This window comes from Pseudoalteromonas sp. T1lg22 (assembly GCF_002964645.1).
Classification (GTDB): domain Bacteria; phylum Pseudomonadota; class Gammaproteobacteria; order Enterobacterales; family Alteromonadaceae; genus Pseudoalteromonas.
Genome location: NZ_PQBY01000016.1, coordinates 268,205 through 287,639, shown reverse-complemented (window position 1 = coordinate 287,639; position 19,435 = coordinate 268,205). Strand labels below are relative to the sequence as shown.

The 19,435-nt window shown below is 50.1% G+C and carries 23 protein-coding genes and 1 pseudogene; 9 read left to right on the top strand and 15 right to left on the bottom strand.

What is annotated here, in order from left to right; genetic code table 11:
- Positions 1-25: 25 nt before the first annotated feature.
- The gene (yjgA, locus tag C2M24_RS11000) at positions 26-538 is read right to left on the bottom strand and encodes a ribosome biogenesis factor YjgA (protein ID WP_105214892.1); all 513 of its coding nucleotides are present in this window, start codon (positions 536-538) and stop codon (positions 26-28) included.
- A 191-nt stretch (positions 539-729) separates the two neighbouring features.
- On the opposite strand from yjgA, the gene pmbA reads away from it, so the two are divergent.
- Positions 730-2,079: a metalloprotease PmbA gene (gene pmbA / locus C2M24_RS10995; protein WP_105214890.1), complete on the top strand. Its 1,350-nt coding sequence runs from the start codon at positions 730-732 to the stop codon at positions 2,077-2,079.
- Between the two features lie 136 nt (positions 2,080-2,215).
- Positions 2,216-2,632 carry a VOC family protein gene (locus C2M24_RS10990; RefSeq protein WP_105214888.1) on the top strand — a complete coding sequence of 139 codons (417 nt, stop codon included), beginning with the start codon at positions 2,216-2,218 and terminating at the stop codon, positions 2,630-2,632.
- 59 nt (positions 2,633-2,691) lie between these two features.
- Here C2M24_RS10990 and mgtE read toward each other — a convergent pair whose 3' ends face one another.
- The 12 genes and pseudogenes from mgtE to C2M24_RS10930 all read right to left on the bottom strand — a co-directional run bounded on the left by mgtE (position 2,692) and on the right by C2M24_RS10930 (position 11,957).
- Positions 2,692-4,050, bottom strand: coding sequence for a magnesium transporter (gene mgtE, locus C2M24_RS10985; RefSeq protein ID WP_105200046.1), 1,359 nt, complete (start codon positions 4,048-4,050; stop codon positions 2,692-2,694).
- Between the two features lie 111 nt (positions 4,051-4,161).
- Entirely contained in the window at positions 4,162-4,428 is a 267-nt protein-coding gene (locus C2M24_RS10980) for an HPr family phosphocarrier protein (RefSeq protein WP_105200047.1), read from the bottom strand.
- 5 nt (positions 4,429-4,433) lie between these two features.
- Positions 4,434-5,279 carry an RNase adapter RapZ gene (gene rapZ / locus C2M24_RS10975; protein WP_105200048.1) on the bottom strand — a complete coding sequence of 282 codons (846 nt, stop codon included), beginning with the start codon at positions 5,277-5,279 and terminating at the stop codon, positions 4,434-4,436.
- A 106-nt stretch (positions 5,280-5,385) separates the two neighbouring features.
- Positions 5,386-5,833: pseudogene (gene ptsN / locus C2M24_RS10970) on the bottom strand (PTS IIA-like nitrogen regulatory protein PtsN).
- Between the two features lies 1 nt (position 5,834).
- Positions 5,835-6,122, bottom strand: coding sequence for a ribosome hibernation promoting factor (hpf, locus tag C2M24_RS10965; protein WP_022945550.1), 288 nt, complete (start codon positions 6,120-6,122; stop codon positions 5,835-5,837).
- Between the two features lie 25 nt (positions 6,123-6,147).
- On the bottom strand, positions 6,148-7,596 hold the full coding sequence (locus C2M24_RS10960; protein ID WP_442792515.1) for an RNA polymerase factor sigma-54: 1,449 nt from the start codon (positions 7,594-7,596) through the stop codon (positions 6,148-6,150).
- A gap of 65 nt (positions 7,597-7,661) precedes the next feature.
- Positions 7,662-8,387, bottom strand: coding sequence for an LPS export ABC transporter ATP-binding protein (lptB, locus tag C2M24_RS10955; protein WP_105214886.1), 726 nt, complete (start codon positions 8,385-8,387; stop codon positions 7,662-7,664).
- Positions 8,384-8,914 carry a lipopolysaccharide transport periplasmic protein LptA gene (gene lptA / locus C2M24_RS10950; RefSeq protein ID WP_105200051.1) on the bottom strand — a complete coding sequence of 177 codons (531 nt, stop codon included), beginning with the start codon at positions 8,912-8,914 and terminating at the stop codon, positions 8,384-8,386. Before lptA ends, lptB begins: the two co-directional genes overlap by 4 nt.
- A complete protein-coding gene (gene lptC, locus C2M24_RS10945; protein ID WP_105200052.1) occupies positions 8,904-9,458 on the bottom strand; it encodes an LPS export ABC transporter periplasmic protein LptC in 555 nt (184 codons plus the stop codon). The genes lptA and lptC overlap by 11 nt, the downstream gene beginning before the upstream one ends.
- Positions 9,455-10,006 (bottom strand): 3-deoxy-manno-octulosonate-8-phosphatase KdsC, encoded by a 552-nt coding sequence (gene kdsC, locus C2M24_RS10940; protein WP_105214884.1) that lies wholly within the window; start codon positions 10,004-10,006, stop codon positions 9,455-9,457. Before kdsC ends, lptC begins: the two co-directional genes overlap by 4 nt.
- Entirely contained in the window at positions 10,006-10,974 is a 969-nt protein-coding gene (locus tag C2M24_RS10935; protein ID WP_105200054.1) for a KpsF/GutQ family sugar-phosphate isomerase, read from the bottom strand. Before C2M24_RS10935 ends, kdsC begins: the two co-directional genes overlap by 1 nt.
- A gap of 11 nt (positions 10,975-10,985) precedes the next feature.
- Positions 10,986-11,957, bottom strand: a complete 972-nt coding sequence (locus C2M24_RS10930; RefSeq protein WP_105200055.1) for a calcium/sodium antiporter — start codon at positions 11,955-11,957, stop codon at positions 10,986-10,988.
- Positions 11,958-12,160: 203 nt separating this feature from the next.
- Here C2M24_RS10930 and C2M24_RS10925 point away from each other — a divergent pair, with 203 nt between their 5' ends.
- From C2M24_RS10925 to murA, 7 genes are read left to right on the top strand one after another with little or no spacing between them, the layout of a single operon-like run.
- Positions 12,161-12,955, top strand: a complete 795-nt coding sequence (locus C2M24_RS10925) for an ATP-binding cassette domain-containing protein (protein WP_105200056.1) — start codon at positions 12,161-12,163, stop codon at positions 12,953-12,955.
- Positions 12,955-13,743 (top strand): lipid asymmetry maintenance ABC transporter permease subunit MlaE, encoded by a 789-nt coding sequence (gene mlaE, locus C2M24_RS10920; RefSeq protein WP_442792512.1) that lies wholly within the window; start codon positions 12,955-12,957, stop codon positions 13,741-13,743. Before C2M24_RS10925 ends, mlaE begins: the two co-directional genes overlap by 1 nt.
- A gap of 12 nt (positions 13,744-13,755) precedes the next feature.
- A complete protein-coding gene (gene mlaD / locus C2M24_RS10915; protein WP_105200057.1) occupies positions 13,756-14,310 on the top strand; it encodes an outer membrane lipid asymmetry maintenance protein MlaD in 555 nt (184 codons plus the stop codon).
- Between the two features lie 6 nt (positions 14,311-14,316).
- Positions 14,317-14,994: an MlaC/ttg2D family ABC transporter substrate-binding protein gene (locus tag C2M24_RS10910; RefSeq protein WP_105214882.1), complete on the top strand. Its 678-nt coding sequence runs from the start codon at positions 14,317-14,319 to the stop codon at positions 14,992-14,994.
- Positions 14,987-15,280: an STAS domain-containing protein gene (locus tag C2M24_RS10905; RefSeq protein ID WP_105200059.1), complete on the top strand. Its 294-nt coding sequence runs from the start codon at positions 14,987-14,989 to the stop codon at positions 15,278-15,280. Before C2M24_RS10910 ends, C2M24_RS10905 begins: the two co-directional genes overlap by 8 nt.
- Before the next feature lie 5 nt (positions 15,281-15,285).
- Entirely contained in the window at positions 15,286-15,543 is a 258-nt protein-coding gene (locus C2M24_RS10900) for a BolA family protein (RefSeq protein WP_105200060.1), read from the top strand.
- Positions 15,544-15,554: 11 nt separating this feature from the next.
- A complete protein-coding gene (gene murA, locus C2M24_RS10895; RefSeq protein WP_105214880.1) occupies positions 15,555-16,814 on the top strand; it encodes a UDP-N-acetylglucosamine 1-carboxyvinyltransferase in 1,260 nt (419 codons plus the stop codon).
- Between the two features lie 52 nt (positions 16,815-16,866).
- On the opposite strand, the gene C2M24_RS10890 is transcribed toward murA, so the two are convergent.
- Positions 16,867-17,949 carry a trypsin-like peptidase domain-containing protein gene (locus tag C2M24_RS10890; protein ID WP_105200062.1) on the bottom strand — a complete coding sequence of 361 codons (1,083 nt, stop codon included), beginning with the start codon at positions 17,947-17,949 and terminating at the stop codon, positions 16,867-16,869.
- A gap of 104 nt (positions 17,950-18,053) precedes the next feature.
- Positions 18,054-19,406 carry a DegQ family serine endoprotease gene (locus tag C2M24_RS10885; protein WP_105214878.1) on the bottom strand — a complete coding sequence of 451 codons (1,353 nt, stop codon included), beginning with the start codon at positions 19,404-19,406 and terminating at the stop codon, positions 18,054-18,056.
- Between the last annotated feature and the right edge of the window lie 29 nt (positions 19,407-19,435).

Sequence of the window (19,435 nt, the reverse complement as noted above, 5' to 3'; positions counted from 1 at the left end):
TTTTTTGCGTTTTAAGACGTCGGCTCTAAAGCATCAGATCTTTAAGGATCTGGAATAGTTCTTTGAAGGCCTTGCCCGGCTTTTCCTGCTTAACCTCTTTCGCCGCCTGGCGAATAAGCTGGCGCATGCGTTGGCGTTCCAATTGCGGGTAGGTCTCCAGCAAGGGATTAAGACCGGCGTCGCCCTGGGCGATAAGATCATCACGAGTTTGCTCGATATGATTGATGATCACATCTTTCTGGTTGTTCTTATTGGTGATAATAGCCATTGCCTGGTGAATGTCTTCGACATTGGTGGTGCTGCGCAGGGTTTTGGCAATATAGTTTAAGTGTCGACGGTAGGCGTCCTTTTTATCCTTTAAACGGTCGGCCAGTTCCATCGCAGCTTCCAAGTCGGGACTAAGCGGAAGCTTCTCGCGTTGCTTTTTAGACAGGTTGGCAATCTCTATGCCTAGCTCATGGTATTCCATGGCATCGCGCTTAAGCTCGCTTTTAGATACGTAAATAATCTCTTCTTCGGGTTGCGGTTTTTTGGCCATACTGGTCTCGAATAATGCACTTTGTCGTTATTATACCAATTCGTTTGGCTAAGTGGTCGGAAAATTGCGCAGATAAAATCGCGACAGCACCGCCCGTAAGACAGAAACAAATAACAAAGCGTAACTGACGCTAAATTAGTGTGAGGCTTTGTGGTAGGCTAGGGTCATTAGATTCAAGAGCGAAACGAATTATGCAAGAAAACGAATCTGCGGCGATTTACCAGCAAATCGACGAAGTAAAAGAGGCCGTCAGTGAAGTCTTAGAGCAGGCCAAAAAGCTCGGCGCCACGGCGGCCGAAGCGGCTATGTCGAGCACCAGCGGCTTGTCGGTGAGCACCCGTTTGGGCGAAGTCGAGACCATCGAATTTAACCAAGATGGTGGCCTAGGTGTCAGTGTTTATGTGGGTAATAAAAAGGGCTCGGCATCGACCGCTGACCTCAGTCCACAAGCCTTGCGTTCCGTGGTGGAAAAGGCCATTGAAATTGCCAAATACACCTCGGAAGACCCTTGCAATGGTTTGGCCGATGCCGAATTGTTGGAAATGAGCCCGCCGGATCTGGACCTTTATCATCCTTGGCAGGTAACGCCGGAGCAAGGCATTGAAATTTGTCAGGAAGCGGAGCACGCGGCGTTAAACTTCGACCCGCGCATAGTGAATTCCGATGGCGCCAGTTTCAGCAGCCATCAGGGCCTGCGCGTATATGGTAACAGCCATGGCATGCTGGCTGGTTTCCCCCGTACCCGCCATAGCATAAGCACCATGGTGATAGGTCAGGAAGGGGAGCAAATGCAACGCGACTCGGCCTACACCATAGCCCGTGAGCAAAGCGGTTTAAAGGCGGCCAGCGAAGTGGGCCTGGAAGCGGCCAGCGAAACCCTGGCACGATTAAATAGCCAAAAGCTGGGCACCATGAAGGTACCGGTGATTTTCCGTGCCGATGTGGCTAACTCCTTGTTTGGCCACCTAGTAGGAGCCATTGGTGGTGGCGCCCTGTATCGCAAATCCAGCTTCTTGCTTGATAGCCTAAATACTAAGGTGTTCAGCGATATAGTTAATATTAGTGAGCGCCCGCACTTGCTTAAAGGCTTTGCCTCGTCACCCTTTGATTCAGAAGGGGTAAAAACTCAGGACCGTGAAATTATTCACGGCGGTGAGCTAAAAACCTATCTTCTGGCCAGCTATGCGGCCCGCAAAATGGGCATGACGGCAACCGGTCACGCCGGTGGCATTCATAACTGGCTGGTGGAACAAACGCACCAGGATTTAAAGGCGCTGCTGAAGCAGATGGGTCGTGGTTTATTGGTGACCGAGCTGATGGGCCAGGGCGTTAATACAGTGACAGGTGATTACTCCCGCGGAGCTGCCGGATTCTGGGTTGAAAACGGCGAAATTCAGTATCCGGTGAGTGAAATTACCATAGCCGGTAACCTGAAAGACATGTTTAAGGGCATAGTCGGCATAGGTGGTGACATCGACCCGCGCGGTGGTGTGCTTACAGGCTCAGTGCTTATTGAGCAAATGCAGATAGCCGGCGAGTAACTCAAGCATCTGTTTCTCGAATAATTTTAAAGCGCCTGATGGGCGCTTTTTTTCATTTTGCACTTTACCTTAACTTAAGTTGAGGTTTTAAAGTCTTTCCTAAGTTAAAAAATGAAAACCAAATTAGGAGAGAGCTATGTACTTAGAGCATGTGAATTTAGTGGTCACGGATATCAATGAGTCGCTGCGTTTTTATCGCGCCGCCTTCCCGCACTGGCTGGTACGCAGCAAGGGCGAAGGTACCTGGTCCGGTAAACCGCGCAACTGGCTGCACTTTGGTGATGACTACCACTACGTTGCCCTGAGCGATAACGGCGAGGGGGTTAATCGTGATCTGGAAGGGCATCAACCCGGCCTGGCGCATTTCGCCTATGTCACTCAGGATATCGATGGGGTGATAGAGCGCTTGCAGAAGGCGGGCTTTGCTATTGCCAAAGACGGGATGGATAATCCCTATCGTCGCAATGTTTACTTTTTAGATCCGGCGGGTTTTGAGGTGGAGTTTGTGCAATACCTGACGGATATTCCCGAGCTGCGTAATAATGAGCTTTGAGAGAATACGAAAAAGCCCAGATAAATCTGGGCCTTGTCTTTGTGATACGGCTCGTTTGGCTAGATAAGGAACCAGGTTGCGGTGCCGAGGAAGGCGAAGATACCGACTATATCCGTGACCGTAGTCAATACCACATTACCCGCCAGGGCCGGGTCTATATTCATGCGCTTGAGAATAAGCGGGACCACCGCACCGGCGATACCGGCGGCCAGCAGGTTCATAAACATGGCAAAGGCAATCACCAGACCTATGGTGATGTCCCATTTCCACAGGGCAATGGCACTGCCTATGAGTATCGCCCACAACACGCCGTTCAAGGCACCGATGGCCAGCTCCTTGGTCAGTAAGAACTTTTGGTTGGTCTCATTGACATGGCCTAGGGCCATACCACGAATAACCAGGGTCAGGGTCTGCGAGCCGGCAACGCCACCCATGGACGGCACTATGCCGTTAAGCACGGCTAAGAAGGGTAAAATACCCAGGGTGGTTTCGAAAAAGCTGGCCACAAAGGCCGCCAACATGGCGGTAAGCAGGTTTACACCCAGCCAGATAGAGCGTCGCTTGGTACTTTTCACAACCGGCGCAAAGGTATCTTCTTCATCATCAAGACCGGCCAGGCTTAACATGCTGTGCTCGGCACTTTCACGGATAACGTCAACGATATCATCGATGGTAATACGACCGAGCAGATGGGCTTGATCATCCACTACCGGGGCTGAGATCCAGTTATGACGTTCGAACAGTTGTGCCACTTCCGACTCGTCCATGCTAATGGGAATGACTTCGCATTCCTCGTCCATTACCTCGCGCACTATGGCGTCGGGCATATTGGTTAACAAGGCGGTCAGTGGCAGTGAGCCCAAAAAGCAGTTGTCTTTATCGACCACGTAGAGCTCATCCGTGCCCTCGGGTAATTCGCCTTTTAGGCGCAGGTAACGCAACACCACATCGATGGATACGTCCGGGCGTATGGTCACGGTATCCGTGTTCATCAAGGCCCCGGCCGAGCGCTCCTGATAAGACAGCGCCGTGGTTGCCCTGTCTCTATCCTGGCTGTCCATCGCCTCGATTACGTCTTTATAAACGGGCTCCGGCAGGCTTCGCAGTACTTCACCGAGATCATCGTCGTCCATGTCCTCGGTCGCCGCGGCAATGTGCTCCGGCTCCATGCGCGCAATAATGCTAAGACGCACGTCTTCAGACAGCTCTTCGAGCACGTCACCCTGAACGTCGGGGTCGACTAAGGCCCAAAGCTTGGAACGGGTTTTATGCGGCGATGATTCGAGTAAAAGGGCGGTGTCACAGGGCGCTGTTTTTGCTAGAAGCCGACGTACATGAACAAATTGGCCGCTATTGAGTGCTTCAGTGATCTCTTGAAGTGGTTGCAGCGGATTTTCTTGTTCATAGGCTTCAGGCATAGGCTTCCCTTGTCGATAAAAATGGAAGAAACGCACCGATAAGCGAGCACTTACAAGCGCTTAGTAAGTTTACCTTAACTCAGACTAAGATACCAAAGGTAAATGAGGGAGCTATTCTTGTTCGTGAAACTTTTCTGCTATCAACTGCCCAATGGCAGCCAGCGCACCTTCTTCGTCGTTGCCCTCGCACACCACTTTGACTTCCTTGCCTTGGCCGCTTTCGAGCAAGAGTAAGGCGAGGACGCTGTCGGCCTCGGCGCTTTTCTCACCCTGATACAGGGTGATCTTAGCATCAAAGTTCATTGCCAATTGTGCCAGCTGTGAGGCGGCACGGGCGTGCAACCCCAGCTTGTTTTGAATAACAAAGGTGGCTTCCATCAAGTCTAGCCCTCCTGCTCGCGATGGCGGATTTTCACGTTAGGGTGAGAGTCCATAAAGCGCTCGCCCAAAGTTTGCGCCAGATACACAGAGCGGTGCTGGCCACCGGTACAGCCTATGGCTATGGTCAGATAGCTGCGGTTATTACGCTCTAAATGAGGTAACCAGGTTTGCACGAAGGTTTGAATTTGCCAGGTAAATTTTTGCACTATGCTATGGCTGGCAAGGTAGTCTTTGACCGGTTGGTCTAGGCCGGTTAAGGGCTTAAGTTCCGGCTCCCAATGTGGGTTAGGTAAAAAGCGGGCATCGAACACATAGTCGGCATTTTTTGGGATGCCGTGTTTAAAACCGAAGGATTCAAAGGTGATAAGCAGTTGCTTATCTTTTTTACCCAGTACCTTTTCTCGTATCATCTCGGCCAACTGGTGAACACTTAACTCACTGGTATCAATGATAAAGTTGGCGTGAGTGATCAACACATCCAGTAGTTGTTTTTCTTCGCGGATGGCCAAGTCCAGAGGCAGGTTTTGCATCGACAGCGGGTGCAGGCGTCGGGTTTCTGAAAAGCGTTTGATCAGGGTCTGCTCGTCACTGTCGAGGTAAAACAGTGTCGGTTGTGAAAACTCTGGTAGGTAACCTAGGATATCGCTGAATTCTTGTTCTTCTTTGGGAAGGTTGCGAACGTCTATGCTGACGGCAATTTTATCGTAATTGTCGGAAACGCTGCGCACCAGGGCGGGCAATAGGTTGACCGGGATATTATCGACACAATAGTAGCCGAGATCTTCAAGTACATGCAGGGCGACGGATTTACCGGAACCGGAGCGCCCACTGACAATAATCAAATCCATTTATCCACCCCTTGCCGAGCCATATGCTGGCATTAAAGTTAAACACTCGAACTTATCAGTCGCACTTCTCAGTCGCACTTTTCAGTCGAACCTACAGTGTGGCGCCTTAGGCAACCATTAACTGGTACAGTTCCTGGTCACTGGTGACCGATCTTAGCTGCTTACAGAATTGTTTATCTTTAAGTTTATCAGCAATTTTCGCCAAGGTCTTGAGATGTTGATCGCATTGATCGCCTGGTACAAGCAGCGCCACAAAAATATCAACGGGGCGATTGTCGATGGCGTCAAAATTGATGGCTTCACGGTTGGTGACGATAATGGCCAGGGTATTCTCTATGCCTTCAAGGCGACCGTGTTGGAATGGCAACCCCTTTCCCTATGCCAGTGCTGCCAAGCTTTTCACGAGCCAGAAGGGAATCCAGTATGGCTTGCTCACTGAGGTGGGGGATATGTTGGTGTGCTACCTGAGAGAGGTATTCCAACATTCTTTTTTTGCTATTAAAAAGGACCGCAGCCTTGCTGCAGTCCTTGGAAAAAAGTAAATCTAAGCTCATTTTAATGACGAGACAATTTCTCTTTATGTTTGATTACCTGGCGGTCTAATTTGTCAATTAAGCCATCGATCGCCGCGTACATATCCTGATGCTCTGCGGTGGCAAACAGTTCGCCGCCGTTTACATGAAGTGTTGCTTCTGCTTTTTGTGTGAGTTTCTCGATATCAAGAATAACATGCACATTATTAATGTGGTCAAAGTGACGCTCTAATTTGGCAAATTTACTATTTACATAGTTGCGAAGAGAGTCTGTGATTTCTACATGACGACCGGTAAGATTTAATTGCATAAGCATTTTCCTTCTTGTCTAACGTCTATATCAAGCTTTTACGTTGATTTGACGGTGGTATGGCCAACGATTCACGATATTTTGCAATCGTTCGTCGAGCCACTTTGATTCCTTGCTCTGCTAGTATGTCGGTAATCTTGCTATCGCTTAACGGTTTTACAGGATTTTCCGCGGCTACTAGCTTTTTGATCAATGCTCTAATCGCTGTGGATGAGCATTCACCTCCATTCTCGGTATTCACATGGCTGGAGAAAAAGTACTTTAACTCAAAGATCCCACGTGGCGTGTGCATGTATTTTTGTGTGGTAACACGAGAGATTGTTGACTCGTGCATTTCCACCATTTCTGCAACGTCGTTAAGGACCATTGGCTTCATTGCTTCTTCGCCATGTTCAAAGAATGCCTGTTGTTGCTGAACAATGCAATTAGTTACTTTAAGTAAGGTGTCATTGCGTTGCTCCAGGCTCTTTATAAACCATTTTGCCTCTTGCAAGTGAGAGCGAATAAATTGGCTGTCACTTTGTGATTTGCAGTTGCGACCCAGGGATGCGTAGTGATCGTTGACACGTATCTTCGGCATGCTGTCGGGGTTTAATTCCACCTTCCAGCGACCCTTGACCTTCTTCACCGATACATCCGGGATCACATACTCCGACTCTTCGCGCACTATGGTCGCTGCGGGCTTGGGATTCAGGCTGTGTATCAGTGTCATCACCTCTTTCAACTGGGCTTCTTTAAGCTTAGTCTTTTTCATTAAGGTGCGGTAGTCACGGTTACCAAGCAAATCAATATAATTACAAACTACCTCTTTCGTCTCGTTAAGCCAAGGGGTTTGAGGCGAAAATTGCTTGAGCTGGATCAACAAGCACTCTTGTAGTGAGCGGGCGCCAATACCAATGGGATCAAACATTTGAACTCGCTTAAGCACGGCCTCTATTTCGTCGAGTTCAATCTCTTCTTCCAGCTCATCATGGTTGATGCTTTCGAGCAAGTCCTCGGTGCTAACGGTAAGTAAGCCGTTGTCGTCGATGGCTTCGATAATCGCGGTGGCAATGGCTTCATCTATGGCGCTAAACGGGGTGAGGCGTAATTGCCACATAAGGTAATCGTGCAGGGTTTCTGTGGTTTCGCCTTGGTAAATAGACTCGTCATCGGGCATGGGCCCAGATGCAACCGGGGCGGCACTGATGTACTCGTCCCAGGATACATCCATAGGCAGCTCATCGCTGATCGAGTCATTGTTAAGGGCGTCGCCGCTTTCAACTTCGTCCTGATTGCTTGTGCTGTTATTGCTTTGAATGTCGCTATCGCTGTCGGCCGCCGAATTTTTATCGCGTGGCAGGTCACTATCGCCGTAATGCTCTTCTTCGATTTCGAGCAAGGGGTTGGCATCAAGCGCTTCTTGAATTTCTTGTTGGAGATCCAAAGTACTGAGCTGCAACAGGCGGATAGCCTGCTGCAATTGTGGGGTCATTGTTAATTGCTGGCCTAGACGCAGCTGTAATGATTGCCTCATGTACTCTAACAATCCTTTTGTGATTAAAGTCTAAACTGCTCACCTAAATACACATCGCGTACTGTTTGATCTGCTAATACCTGTTGGGGAGTTCCAGATGCGATTAGCTCGCCATGGGAGACGATATAGGCAGTTTCACATACGTCTAATGTTTCGCGCACATTGTGATCGGTAATAAGAACGCCAATACCACGGTTGCGGAGGTGTTCAATGATTTTCTTAATATCTAGCACTGAAATAGGGTCAACACCAGCAAAAGGTTCGTCGAGCAGAATAAATTTCGGGTTAGCAGCGAGGGCGCGGGCAATCTCCACACGACGGCGTTCGCCGCCGGACAGGGCCATGCCTAATGACTCACGAATATGCTGAATATTAAATTCGTCCAGCAGACCTTCGAGCTCGCTTTCACGGCCGCTTTTATCCAGGTCCTTACGGGTTTCCAAAATAGCCATCAGGTTCTGATAGACGGTCAATTTACGGAAAATAGAAGACTCTTGCGGCAAATAACCTATGCCTAAACGGGCGCGTGAATGCATGGGCAGCAGGGTGATATCCTGCTCATCGATGCTGATCACACCCTTGTCGCTTGGTACCAGACCCACAATCATATAGAAGGTAGTGGTTTTACCGGCGCCGTTGGGGCCAAGCAAGCCGACTATGCTGCCGGCTTTGACTTCCAGGCCCACATCCTTGACCACTTCACGGCCTTTATAGCTTTTTGCCAGCTTTTGCGCCTTCAGCGTGGTCATGGTTGTCCCTTCTCTTTTTGCTCGTCATTTTGCGGTGTGAGCGTGGTTCTTACACGGGTGCTCGAATCTTTATCTTTTTCGGCACTGATCAGCTGCTTGTTTATATCATAGCTGATCGTCTCGGCGACGATCTGTTGATCGGCCATGGCAATTTTGGCGGTGCCGGAAATCTGTAGCATTTGCGTGGCTACATCGTAGCGGATTTCCTTAGCTGAAGCGGTGATTTGCGTACCATCGTCCATGGTTTCGCTGTAGATGGCCGGGTTGCCGGTGGCAATAAGCAGCTGCTTGTTATCACCTAACTCAGGGCGACGGTGGGCCTCAAGGCGATCCGCCTTGATTTCTCGTTGACCATGAACAATGTGCACATTTTTATCAAAAATGGTGATGTTTTCTTTGATCAGAGCCTGCTGTTTATCGGCGTCGATCTGTACTTCCGTCACCGTGGCTGGTTGCTCTGCCCAGGCATTTACAGCGCCTAGTCCAAACCCCAAACCTATGATTAATGCTTTGAATTTACTGGTCATAATATACCGTTCGCGTATGTTTTATTAGTTCCACTATCTCTGTATTGATATCCGCTTTCAAGCCCTGACCTGTGATCAGTAGATCCGGCCCCCTGAGCTCAACACTTTGTTCCGATTCCATACGTTGGGCATCAATGTCTATTTGGATAGCTGCTGCTTGGACCTTTTCGATCATTGCCCCTGGTATTAAATTGGTGGCGATGACGTTGGTTTCCAAGATCAAAATATTATTATTGTAGAGCGTCGCCTCATCGGCGGTTACACGCCAACGTTCACCGTCGTTATAGAGGGTAAATACCGGCTTCTTGAAGTGGGTAAAACCCAGCTCGTCGAAGAGCTCCATATGTTCAGCATAGACGGTGTGGCTTAACGCCCCCTGATCGTTATAGCTGCTTTGTCTTAGTCCGGTGGCAATATAATCCGGGATAGAAATGGCATCGCTGCTGCTTTTTACCGTTTTTTCCGATTGCATATAATAGGGCGCCCATAGCCAGGCCATAAGCGCAATAAAAACGATGGATATCAGCACCCGCGCCATATTCATGAGCTGGTGCCCTCGGTGCCCAGGCTGCCGCCCTTGGCCAGTATCAGCAGGTCGGTGAGTTCGCGTACCGCACCAAAGCCACCTGGCAGCATAGTAGTGTAGTGGGCAACGCGCTTTACCAAGGGGTGCGCGTCATTAACGGCCACGGCAAAACCTACTTTTTCCATTACCGGCAAATCCGGGCCATCATCACCTATATAGGCAACCTGCTCATCACTCAGATTAAGGGTTTGCTTGAGTTCGGCATAGGCATCGAGTTTATGCTCACGGCCCTGATAAATATAAGGGACGCCCAGGCTTTCCATGCGGGTTTGCACTATTTGTGACTGGCGGCCGGTGATCACCGCCACCTGAGTACCGCTATTAAGCAGCGCCTTAATGCCAAAGCCGTCTTTGGTGTTAAAGGCTTTGAGCTCTTCACCCTGATTGCCCAAATAAATACGGCCGTCGGAAAACACGCCGTCGATATCGCAGATAAGCAATTTTACCGCCTGCGCTCTTTGCCAGGCATCTTGCTCTATGGGCTGATACAAATCGGAAAATTGCATTAGAGCACTCCCGCACGCAGTAGGTCTTGCATATTCAGGGCGCCAATGGGGCGACTATCCTGATCGATGACGATCAGACCGTTGATACGCTTTTGTTCCATGATATTAAGTGCCTCGGCGGCCAGCATATTAGCGGTGGCCGTAGTGCAATTTGGTGTCATCACCTCGAGCAGGGCGGTGCTATGGATATCGATGCGTTGCTCCAGCACTCGGCGCAGGTCGCCATCGGTAAAGAGTCCAACCAGTTGTTGCTCATCGTTTATAACAGCCGTCATGCCCAGGCCCTTGCTGGAAATTTCCAACAAGGCTTCTTTAATGCTTTGTGATTGATGCGAACGCGGTACGCTATCGCCGCTGTGCATAACGTCGTTTAGCGTTAGCAATAAACGTTTACCCAGGCTGCCGCCGGGGTGGGATAAAGCAAAGTCATCGGCGGTAAAGCCCTTGGCTTCGAGCAGGGCAACGGCGATGGCATCGCCCATGGCTAAAGTGGCCGTGGTACTGGCGGTGGGAGCCAGGCCCAAGGGGCAGGCTTCCTGAGAAACGCCGATGCAGATATGCAGATCCGCCAGGGTAGCCATGCTTGACTGGGCGTTGCCTGTCATGGCCACCAAGGTTGCGCCAATGCGCTTAATCACAGGGATGATGCTGACAATCTCATGAGTCTCGCCGGAGTTAGAGATCAATAACACCACATCCTGGGCGGTGATCATGCCTAAATCTCCGTGACTGGCTTCTCCCGGGTGCACAAAAAAGGCCGGGGTGCCTGTACTGGCCAGGGTGGCGGCTATCTTGTTGCCGATATGACCTGACTTGCCCATGCCGACCACGATAATGCGTCCGGCGCAGGCCTTCATTAGCTCACAGGCCTGAATAAACTGCTCGTCCAGATGTTGTAGCTGTTCTTGAAGGGCAAGAACTTCTGTCTCTATCACCCGCTGGGCGGAAGCGATGTAGCTTTGTGTCATATACGCTTACTCTATGCTATCTGACTAAAAATATATCCTTGGTAGGCAAAAAATGCGACCAGCAACATGCCTCCTTCTAACCTGTTGATGCGTCTGGCACCACGAAAGTTCAAACTCATGGCAATTAATACTATGGTCGCGGCTATCATAACCAGGGCGTCGCGGTTGGCTGCAGCCGGGTCAATCACAGCAGGGTTGAGAATGCCAGCAAGAGAAAGCACGGCAAGGATATTGAATAGGTTTGAACCGACGATATTACCCAGGGCCAGGTCGTCTTCGTTTTTTAACACCCCGGCCACACAGGCGGCAAGCTCTGGCAAACTGGTGCCAATGGCGATAATGGTGAGGCCGATTACCAGGTCGCTAAGACCAAAGAATTGAGCGATTTCCACCGCCGAAGAGACGATAAAATGCGAACTGACCGGCAGTAGTATCAGGCCCACAACCAGCCACAGTGAGGCGGTTTTGGTGCTTACGTCTTTAGGGATTTCATCACAGGCTTCGCTGACAAAGGGGTCGTCCTCAGTATTCTTGTGCTGGCGTGAAATAACGATAAGAAAAGCGATAAAGGCGACAAAGCCGGCCAGTAGCAACCAGCCTTCTACACTGGAGAAATAGTTGTCGGTAAACATGTACCAGGCGGCCACAGAGACCACAAAAACCAAGGGCATTTCCCGTTTAAGTGTTACCGAGGAAACTGAAAGCGGGCGCAACAGGGCGGTGATACCCAGCACCAGCAGAATATTGGTTATATTTGAGCCCACAGCATTACCGACCGCAGTATCGGTTTTATCCGCCAGCGCCGCTGACGCCGACACCATCATTTCCGGGGCTGAAGAGCCCATAGCGACTACGGTTAAACCTATGATTAAAGCGGGTACGCCAAGGTTGCGTGCCAAAGCCGCGGCGCCAAAGACAAAACGGTCAGCACTCCAAACGAGAGCGACAAAACCGGCGACGAGAATGGCAAAAGAAGTGAGCATGAGTGCAAAGCCAATGAGTTAGAAAAAATACTGGCGCAAATAGTATCAAAAGCCGTTGTAATTGTGTAAAAAAACGCACCTAATTTGTCGTCATTACAGCTTTGTTGAATGATCTTACAAATTTTTACAGATTCTTTTTTCCCTCGGCGCAAAAAAACTTTAAAATGTCGGGTCACATGATAGAAGAATAGTGGGAGAGCGACTTGTCGCAACCAATCGTTGAAATCAAGGATGTTACCTTCAAACGCGCGGAGCGTGTTATCTATCAGAATATGAGCCTAACCATTCCCAAGGGGAAGATCACTGCCATTATGGGCCCCAGTGGTATAGGTAAAACCACCTTGCTGCGGTTGATCGGCGGTCAGCTCAAGCCAAATAGTGGCGATATTCTTTTTCAAGGTCAAAGCATTCCCAGCATGAATCGCGCAGCGTTATACAAGGCGCGCACGAAAATGAGCATGCTGTTCCAAAGCGGCGCCTTATTTACCGATATGTCGGTGTACGACAATATCGCCTTTCCGCTGCGTGAACATACCCAGCTAAGCGAAGAATTAATCCGTCTTATCGTCCTGATGAAGCTGCAAGCCGTGGGTTTACGTGGTGCTAAAGACTTAATGCCCGCAGAGCTCTCTGGTGGCATGGCCCGTCGTGCCGCACTAGCGCGCGCCATCGCCCTGGACCCGGAATTCATCATGTACGATGAGCCGTTCGCCGGGCAAGACCCTATTTCCATGGGCGTGCTGGTGAAGTTGATCCGCTCGCTTAACAATGTTCTTGGGCTGTCGTCCTTAATCGTTACTCATGATGTGCCCGAGGTAATGAGCATCGCCGATCACGTGATTATCATCGCTGAAAAAGGGGTGATAGGTTGTGGCAGCCCGGATGAGCTGCGCAAGCATGAGTCGCCTCTGGTGCAGCAATTTTTACAGGGCTTATCCGATGGTCCTGTGCCATTTCATTTTGATGCTCAGCCTTATGAACAGGAGTTAATGTCATAATGTCAGCCTTGCTCGAGTTTTGGCAGCGCCTGGGGCATAAAACCCTGAGCCGCTTCGCCTCTATGGGCCGTGCTACCTATATGTTGTTAGGTGCTTTAATAAGCATGCCTAACTTTCGTAAGGGCACGCCGCTGCTGATCCGCCAGCTTTACATGGTGGGTTTCTTATCTCTGATTATTATTGTGGTATCCGGCTTGTTTATCGGCATGGTATTAGCGTTGCAAGGTCATACCGTGTTGGTGGATTATGGCGCCGAAGACAGTTTGGGGCCCTTGGTGGCACTGAGCTTATTGCGTGAATTAGGCCCTGTGGTTACAGCGCTATTGTTCGCCGGGCGTGCCGGCAGTGCGTTAACTGCAGAAATTGGATTAATGAAGGCCACCGAACAGCTTACGAGTCTGGAAATGATGGCGGTGGACCCTTTGAAACGGGTTATTGCACCGCGCTTTTGGGCGGGCATGATCAGCATGCCAGCGCTGGCACTCATCTTCTCTGCGGTGGCCATTTTAGGGGCGCATTTAGTCGGCGTTGATTGGCTTGGCGTTGACCGCGGTAGTTTCTGGTCAATTATGCAATCGCAGGTGTCGTTCGAGAAAGACATACTCAACGGCATCATTAAAAGCTGTGTATTTGCCTTAGTGGTGACCTGGATAGCCTTGTACAAGGGTTATGACTGCGTCCCCACATCGGAAGGGATCAGCAAAGCGACAACGGAAACCGTTGTCCATTCTTCACTGGCCGTGCTTGGCTTCGATTTTATTTTGACCGCCGTGATGTTTGGCGGCTAAAGGATTAACACCATGAATTCGAGAAAAATTGAAATTTTGGTCGGCTTGTTTGTCTCTCTGGGCATTGCCGCGCTTGTTATGCTGGCGCTCAAGGTAGCCAATGCGGGTTTAAGCGGCAGCAATGGCACTTATTCATTGCAGGCTAAGTTTGAAAATATAGGATCACTAAAATCTCGTGCACCTATCAAGGTGGGCGGGGTGGTTATCGGCCGTGTCGAAACCATTCAGGTGCACCCGAGTGAGTTTGTGCCTGTGGTCTATATGGCCATAGATAACGCCTATGAATGTAAGTTTTCCGATGCCACTTCGGTATCGATTTTGACCTCGGGAATCTTAGGTGAGCAATACTTGGGCCTTAACCCGGTTATTGCCAGCAACCAAGCGCAGCAGGCCTGTTTGGGTAATGCTGTGGCCGAGTCGCAACAAGATGATGAGTTATCAATTGACGCCATCTTTGGCGTGCAGTCAAAAGCGTTAAAGGACGGCGATATGATCACCGATACCAAGTCAGCCTTGGTGTTGGAAGAGCTAATCGGCCAGTTTCTATTCAATCAAGGTAGCGAGTAGGTAGTTATGGATAAGGTTTTCAGTTTCGTAGCAGGATTATTTTTGCTGCTAGCCCCTCAGGTGCAGGCGGTGGAAGTTGATTTAAGCGACCCATATAAAATGGTGCGCCAGGTTGCCGATCAAACCTTTAAGCGTATCGAACATGACCAAAGCAAGATTGCCGCCGATAAAGAGCATCTAAAGGTGATAGTGGAAGAAGAGCTTCTTCCTTATGTCGATTATAAGTATGCCTCTTATCGCGTGCTGGCGAGCTATATTCAAAAGGCGCGTAATATCGAAGACCCTGAGGAGAAAAAGCAGGCCATCGAGAATATTAAGCGCTTTATGGATGTGTTTAAGGATTATCTGGTAGCCACTTATGCCGGTGTATTTACCCAATACACCAACCAAACCGTGGAATTCGACAGTGCGAAAGACTTCGGTAGCGATACTGTGGTAGTGGTAAAAACCACGATTAAAGATCCGGGTAAGCCAGACATTGATATTGGCTTTAAAGTGCGTAAGGATAATAGCAATCAGTGGCGCGCTTATGACATGATAGCCGAAGGCATTAGTTTGCTTGATGCCAAACAAAGTGAGCTGCATGGTATTTTACGCCAGGAAGGCATTGAACATGTCATTGATTTACTAGAGAAGAAAAGTAAACTGCCAGTTCAGTTTCGTGGTGAAGGTGGCAATGAGTAGCCTGACCTTATCACAACAAAGTGATGACCAATTTACACTTAGCGGTGAATTAACCCGATATAGTGTTGCCGATAAGACCTTGGTACAGCAGCTGCTCGCCAGTGGCAGTACAAAGGTAGCACTGGATTTAAATGACGTTAGTCACGTTGATACCGCTGGGTTGGCCTGGTTATTAGACAGCTTGTCGCAGCTTCATAAGCAAGGTAAAGAGTTGCGATTACAGCATATCCCTGAACAGCTGCAAAAGTTGATGCAACTGGGTCAGGTCGACAAAATTTTTGAGTGAGAGTAATGCAAAGCAGTCAAGTTGAAGCTTTATTGAAAGACGAGCTAGGGCTCGAAGAAGTAATAGTTAAAGTTGAAGGTACCCACTATCAGGTGATCGCCGTGGGTGACTGCTTTGACGGGTTAACCCCGGTCAAAAAACAGCAGTTGGTGTATAAGCCACTGATGGAGCAAATCTCAGATGGCACCATACATGCTGTGACTATTCGTGCCTTTACGCCAGAACAGTGGCAGCGTGAACGCAAATTTATCCTTCCGCAATAACAGGCACAGTAATGGATCATTTTATTATTCAAGGTGGCACCCCGTTAAGCGGTGAGGTGACCATTTCCGGGGCGAAAAATGCCGCCCTGCCCATTCTATTTGCAGCCCTTTTAGCCGATTCTAAAAGCTGCTTTAGCAATGTTCCCAAATTACGCGATATCACTACTACGGAAGCCCTGCTAAAAGAGCTGGGTGCCGAGGTGTATTGGCAAGACGACAAGCTTATCGTCGATGGCGCTACGGTAGACAATATCCTGGCGCCGTATGAATTGGTAAAGCAAATGCGCGCCTCGGTATTGGCCCTGGGCCCTTTATTGGCCCGCTTTGGTAAGGCCCAGGTTTCTTTGCCAGGCGGTTGTGCCATAGGCGCCCGTCCGGTCGATATCCATATTCAAGGCATGCGTCGCATGGGCGCTCAGATTGAAGTGGAAAACGGCTATATTCACGCTCAGGTTGATGGTCGTCTTAAAGGCGCGGAAATCTTTATGGATACCGTGAGTGTAGGTGCTACGGAAAACTTGCTGATGGCAGCAACCCTGGCGGAAGGTAAAACCATATTGGAAAATGCCGCCCGCGAACCTGAAATCAGCGATCTTGCTAAGTACTTGAATAATATGGGTGCCAAGATCAGCGGTGCCGGCAGCAGCCGCATCGAGATTGAAGGGGTTGAGCGTCTAGGTGGTTGCGAGCATTCCATCTTGCCTGACCGTATCGAAACCGGCACCTTCTTGGTTGCTGCGGCCATGGCTAAAGGCGATATCCTGTGTAAGAACACGGATCATCTGAGCCTGGAGCCGGTAATTGAAAAGTTACGCGAAGCCAATGCCCATATTGAGGTCACTGAGAATAGCATTTATCTGGATATGCGCGATCGTGAACTTAAAGCGGTAAACATTAAAACCTTACCGCACCCGGGTTTCCCGACCGATATGCAGGCCCAGTTTACCGCCCTAAACGTGGTAGCCAAGGGCAGCGCGACTATTACAGAGACCATCTTTGAAAACCGCTTTATGCACGTGCCTGAGCTGCAACGCATGGGTGCAGACATCCGCCTTGAGGGCAATACCGCCATTTGTGGTGATACCCCTAAATTAAGCGGTGCGCGAGTGATGGCCACGGATCTGCGCGCTTCGGCCAGTTTGATTCTGACCGGTATTATCGCCGAGGGCGAAACTCGGGTGGATCGCATCTATCACGTTGATAGAGGCTATGAGCATATCGAGGATAAGCTGACCGCGTTAGGCGCTAACATCAAGCGCGTAAGCGACTAACTGCGAACATAAAAAAAGCTGCCTGATGGCAGCTTTTTTTATATCAATAGCATTACATGCGAGTTTCCAGCTCGGCCACGGTAACCGTAAGCTTATGTAGTTCGCCATCGCGGTAGAGTTCAACCTCCAGCTCGGTGCCCGGGTTGGTATTGGCAATACGCTCTAGGCTTTGCTGTATATTGCTGACCGAGTGGCCACCCATACGAATAACTATATCGCCTTCTTTTATACCCGCCTGCCAAGCCGGCCCAAGGGGGTCGAGCTTATTAATGCGCATGCCAGCTATGGCCATCTTATTATTGGTGACATCGCGCCCTTGTTTATCTACGGCTGTGACATCCATACCCATATAACCGCGCACCACACGGCCGTAGCGGATCAACTTATCCATCACGTCTTTGGCCAAGGAGTAGGGCACAGCAAAAAAGATCCCTTGAATATCCAGGTTGCTACGGGTTTTAAACTGGGCCGAGGTAATACCCACCAGATCGCCATGGGAATTAACCAGGGCGCCCCCCGAGTTACCGACGTTGATGGCGGCATCCATTTGTAACAGGCTTGAGTGTGAGCTGTCGGTGAGTCGCTGCTTACCCGTGGCACTGATAATGCCCTGGGTAATGGTTTGCCCGAGATTTAAGGGGTTACCTATAGCCAGGACCACATCGCCAACCTGGGGGGAAAAGGTTTCATCAATGGGAATAGTAGGCAGGCTTTGTGCGTTTATCTTTAACAGGGCCAGATCGGTGACGGTATCAAAACCCACCAGTTGCACATCACTAAAGTGGCGGCCATCGCTGAGCATCACCATGATCACATCGGCGCTATTGATAACATGGTAGTTGGTAAGAATATAACCATCTGCGCTCATTACTACGCCGGAGCCAATTTCCGATACCGTGCTTTGTTGCTGCATGTAACGGGGTTGAGTAGAAATGCGTTCGGAATAAACCGTGACCACGGCGGGTGCGGCGCGTTTTACGGCGGTGGCATAGCTCATATGTGAGCCGCTAAAGCCGTCGCTTGCCAACATTGGCAGTAAGGCATCCCGTAGCGAGGGTGTGGCCAGCACCATAATAAAGGCGAGCCCCAAACCGCTCAGCAGCGGCACGAGCACAAATCTGATTTGTTTTAGCACGAAATTAATAATTATTATTAGTTTGTTGAGCTAACAATGATGGCACAGAAGTAACAACAGCGGCAAGGGCGCCGCTGTTGAATTGTTGCAAGTCGAGGTGGTGCTTACTGAATCGGAGCGAAGAAGGTGCTGTTACCGCGGCGCACTACAAGCACTATATTGCCTTTAATATCGGCTATGGTGCTGGACAGCTCTCGCACTGTTTCTACGCGCTGGCGATTCACCTGAGTGATGATATCGCCTTCCTCTAAGCCGATACGGGCGGCAACCGAGCGGGGATCGACGCTATTGACTATCACGCCTTTGATGCCGTTACGCTTACCGGACTCGAGCTCGGCACCGGCCAGTGCCGGGTGCACTTCCGCCGCTTCTTTGGAGATATCACCGGCGGCGGCCAGGGTGACGTCCACTTCGATTTCATCGCCGTCACGATAGAGGCCGATTTCCACTTTCTTACCTTCGCCCAGGGTCGCTATTTTACCCTGTAGCTCCTGGAAGCTGCGTATATCATTGCCATTGACGCTGATGATCACATCGCCCGCCTTGATACCGGCCTTTTCAGCGGCCGAGTCTTCGACCACGCGCTCAACCATGGCGCCGCGCTTCACATCAAGATCCAGGGCTTCGGCGTAACCGGCATCCAGCGTGCGTCCGGAGATCCCCAGCGAGCCACGGCGTACCTGGCCAAACTCAATGATCTGATCGACCAAGTTCTTCATCATATTTGAAGGAATGGCAAAGCCGATGCCCACGTTGCCACCTGAGGCGCCGAGGATGGCGGTGTTGATGCCGATCAGCTCGCCCTTAAGGTTCACCAGGGCACCACCTGAGTTACCCTGGTTGATGGCGGCATCGGTTTGAATAAAGTCTTCGTATCCTTCAATATTGAGGCCGCTACGGCCAAGAGCACTGACAATGCCCGAGGTGACCGTGTGACTTAAACCAAATGGGTTGCCTATGGCTACGGAGAAGTCGCCGACGCGTAGCTTGTCTGAGTCGGCCAGTTTAATTTCGGTCAGGTCTTTGCCTTCGATTTGTAAAAGGGCGATATCCGACTCTTTATCGGCGCCAATCAACTTGGCGGCAAATTCACGGCCGTCTTCTAAGGTCACCAGCATTTCTTCGGCATCGTCGATAACATGGTTGTTGGTAACTATATAACCGTCATCGGCATCTATGATCACGCCTGAGCCTAAGCCGCTAAAAGGGCGCTTTTGCGAGCGAGGCTGAGGGCGACCAAAGAAAAAGTCGAATGGGTCGACACGACCACGGACTTCCTTGGAACCTGAAACGCGAATACTAACAACGCCAGGTGTTACGCGCTCGAGCATAGGCGCTAGGGTGGGGAGTTGTTGACCATCAACGGCAACGGGTAATTTTGCCTCGGCAAGGCCGGGCTGCATAAAAAATGTGGCCGATAAAATTGCGGCACTGAGAACTGATAACTTCATTTTCATAGTATAGACAAACTCCAAAAGAGAGGGCC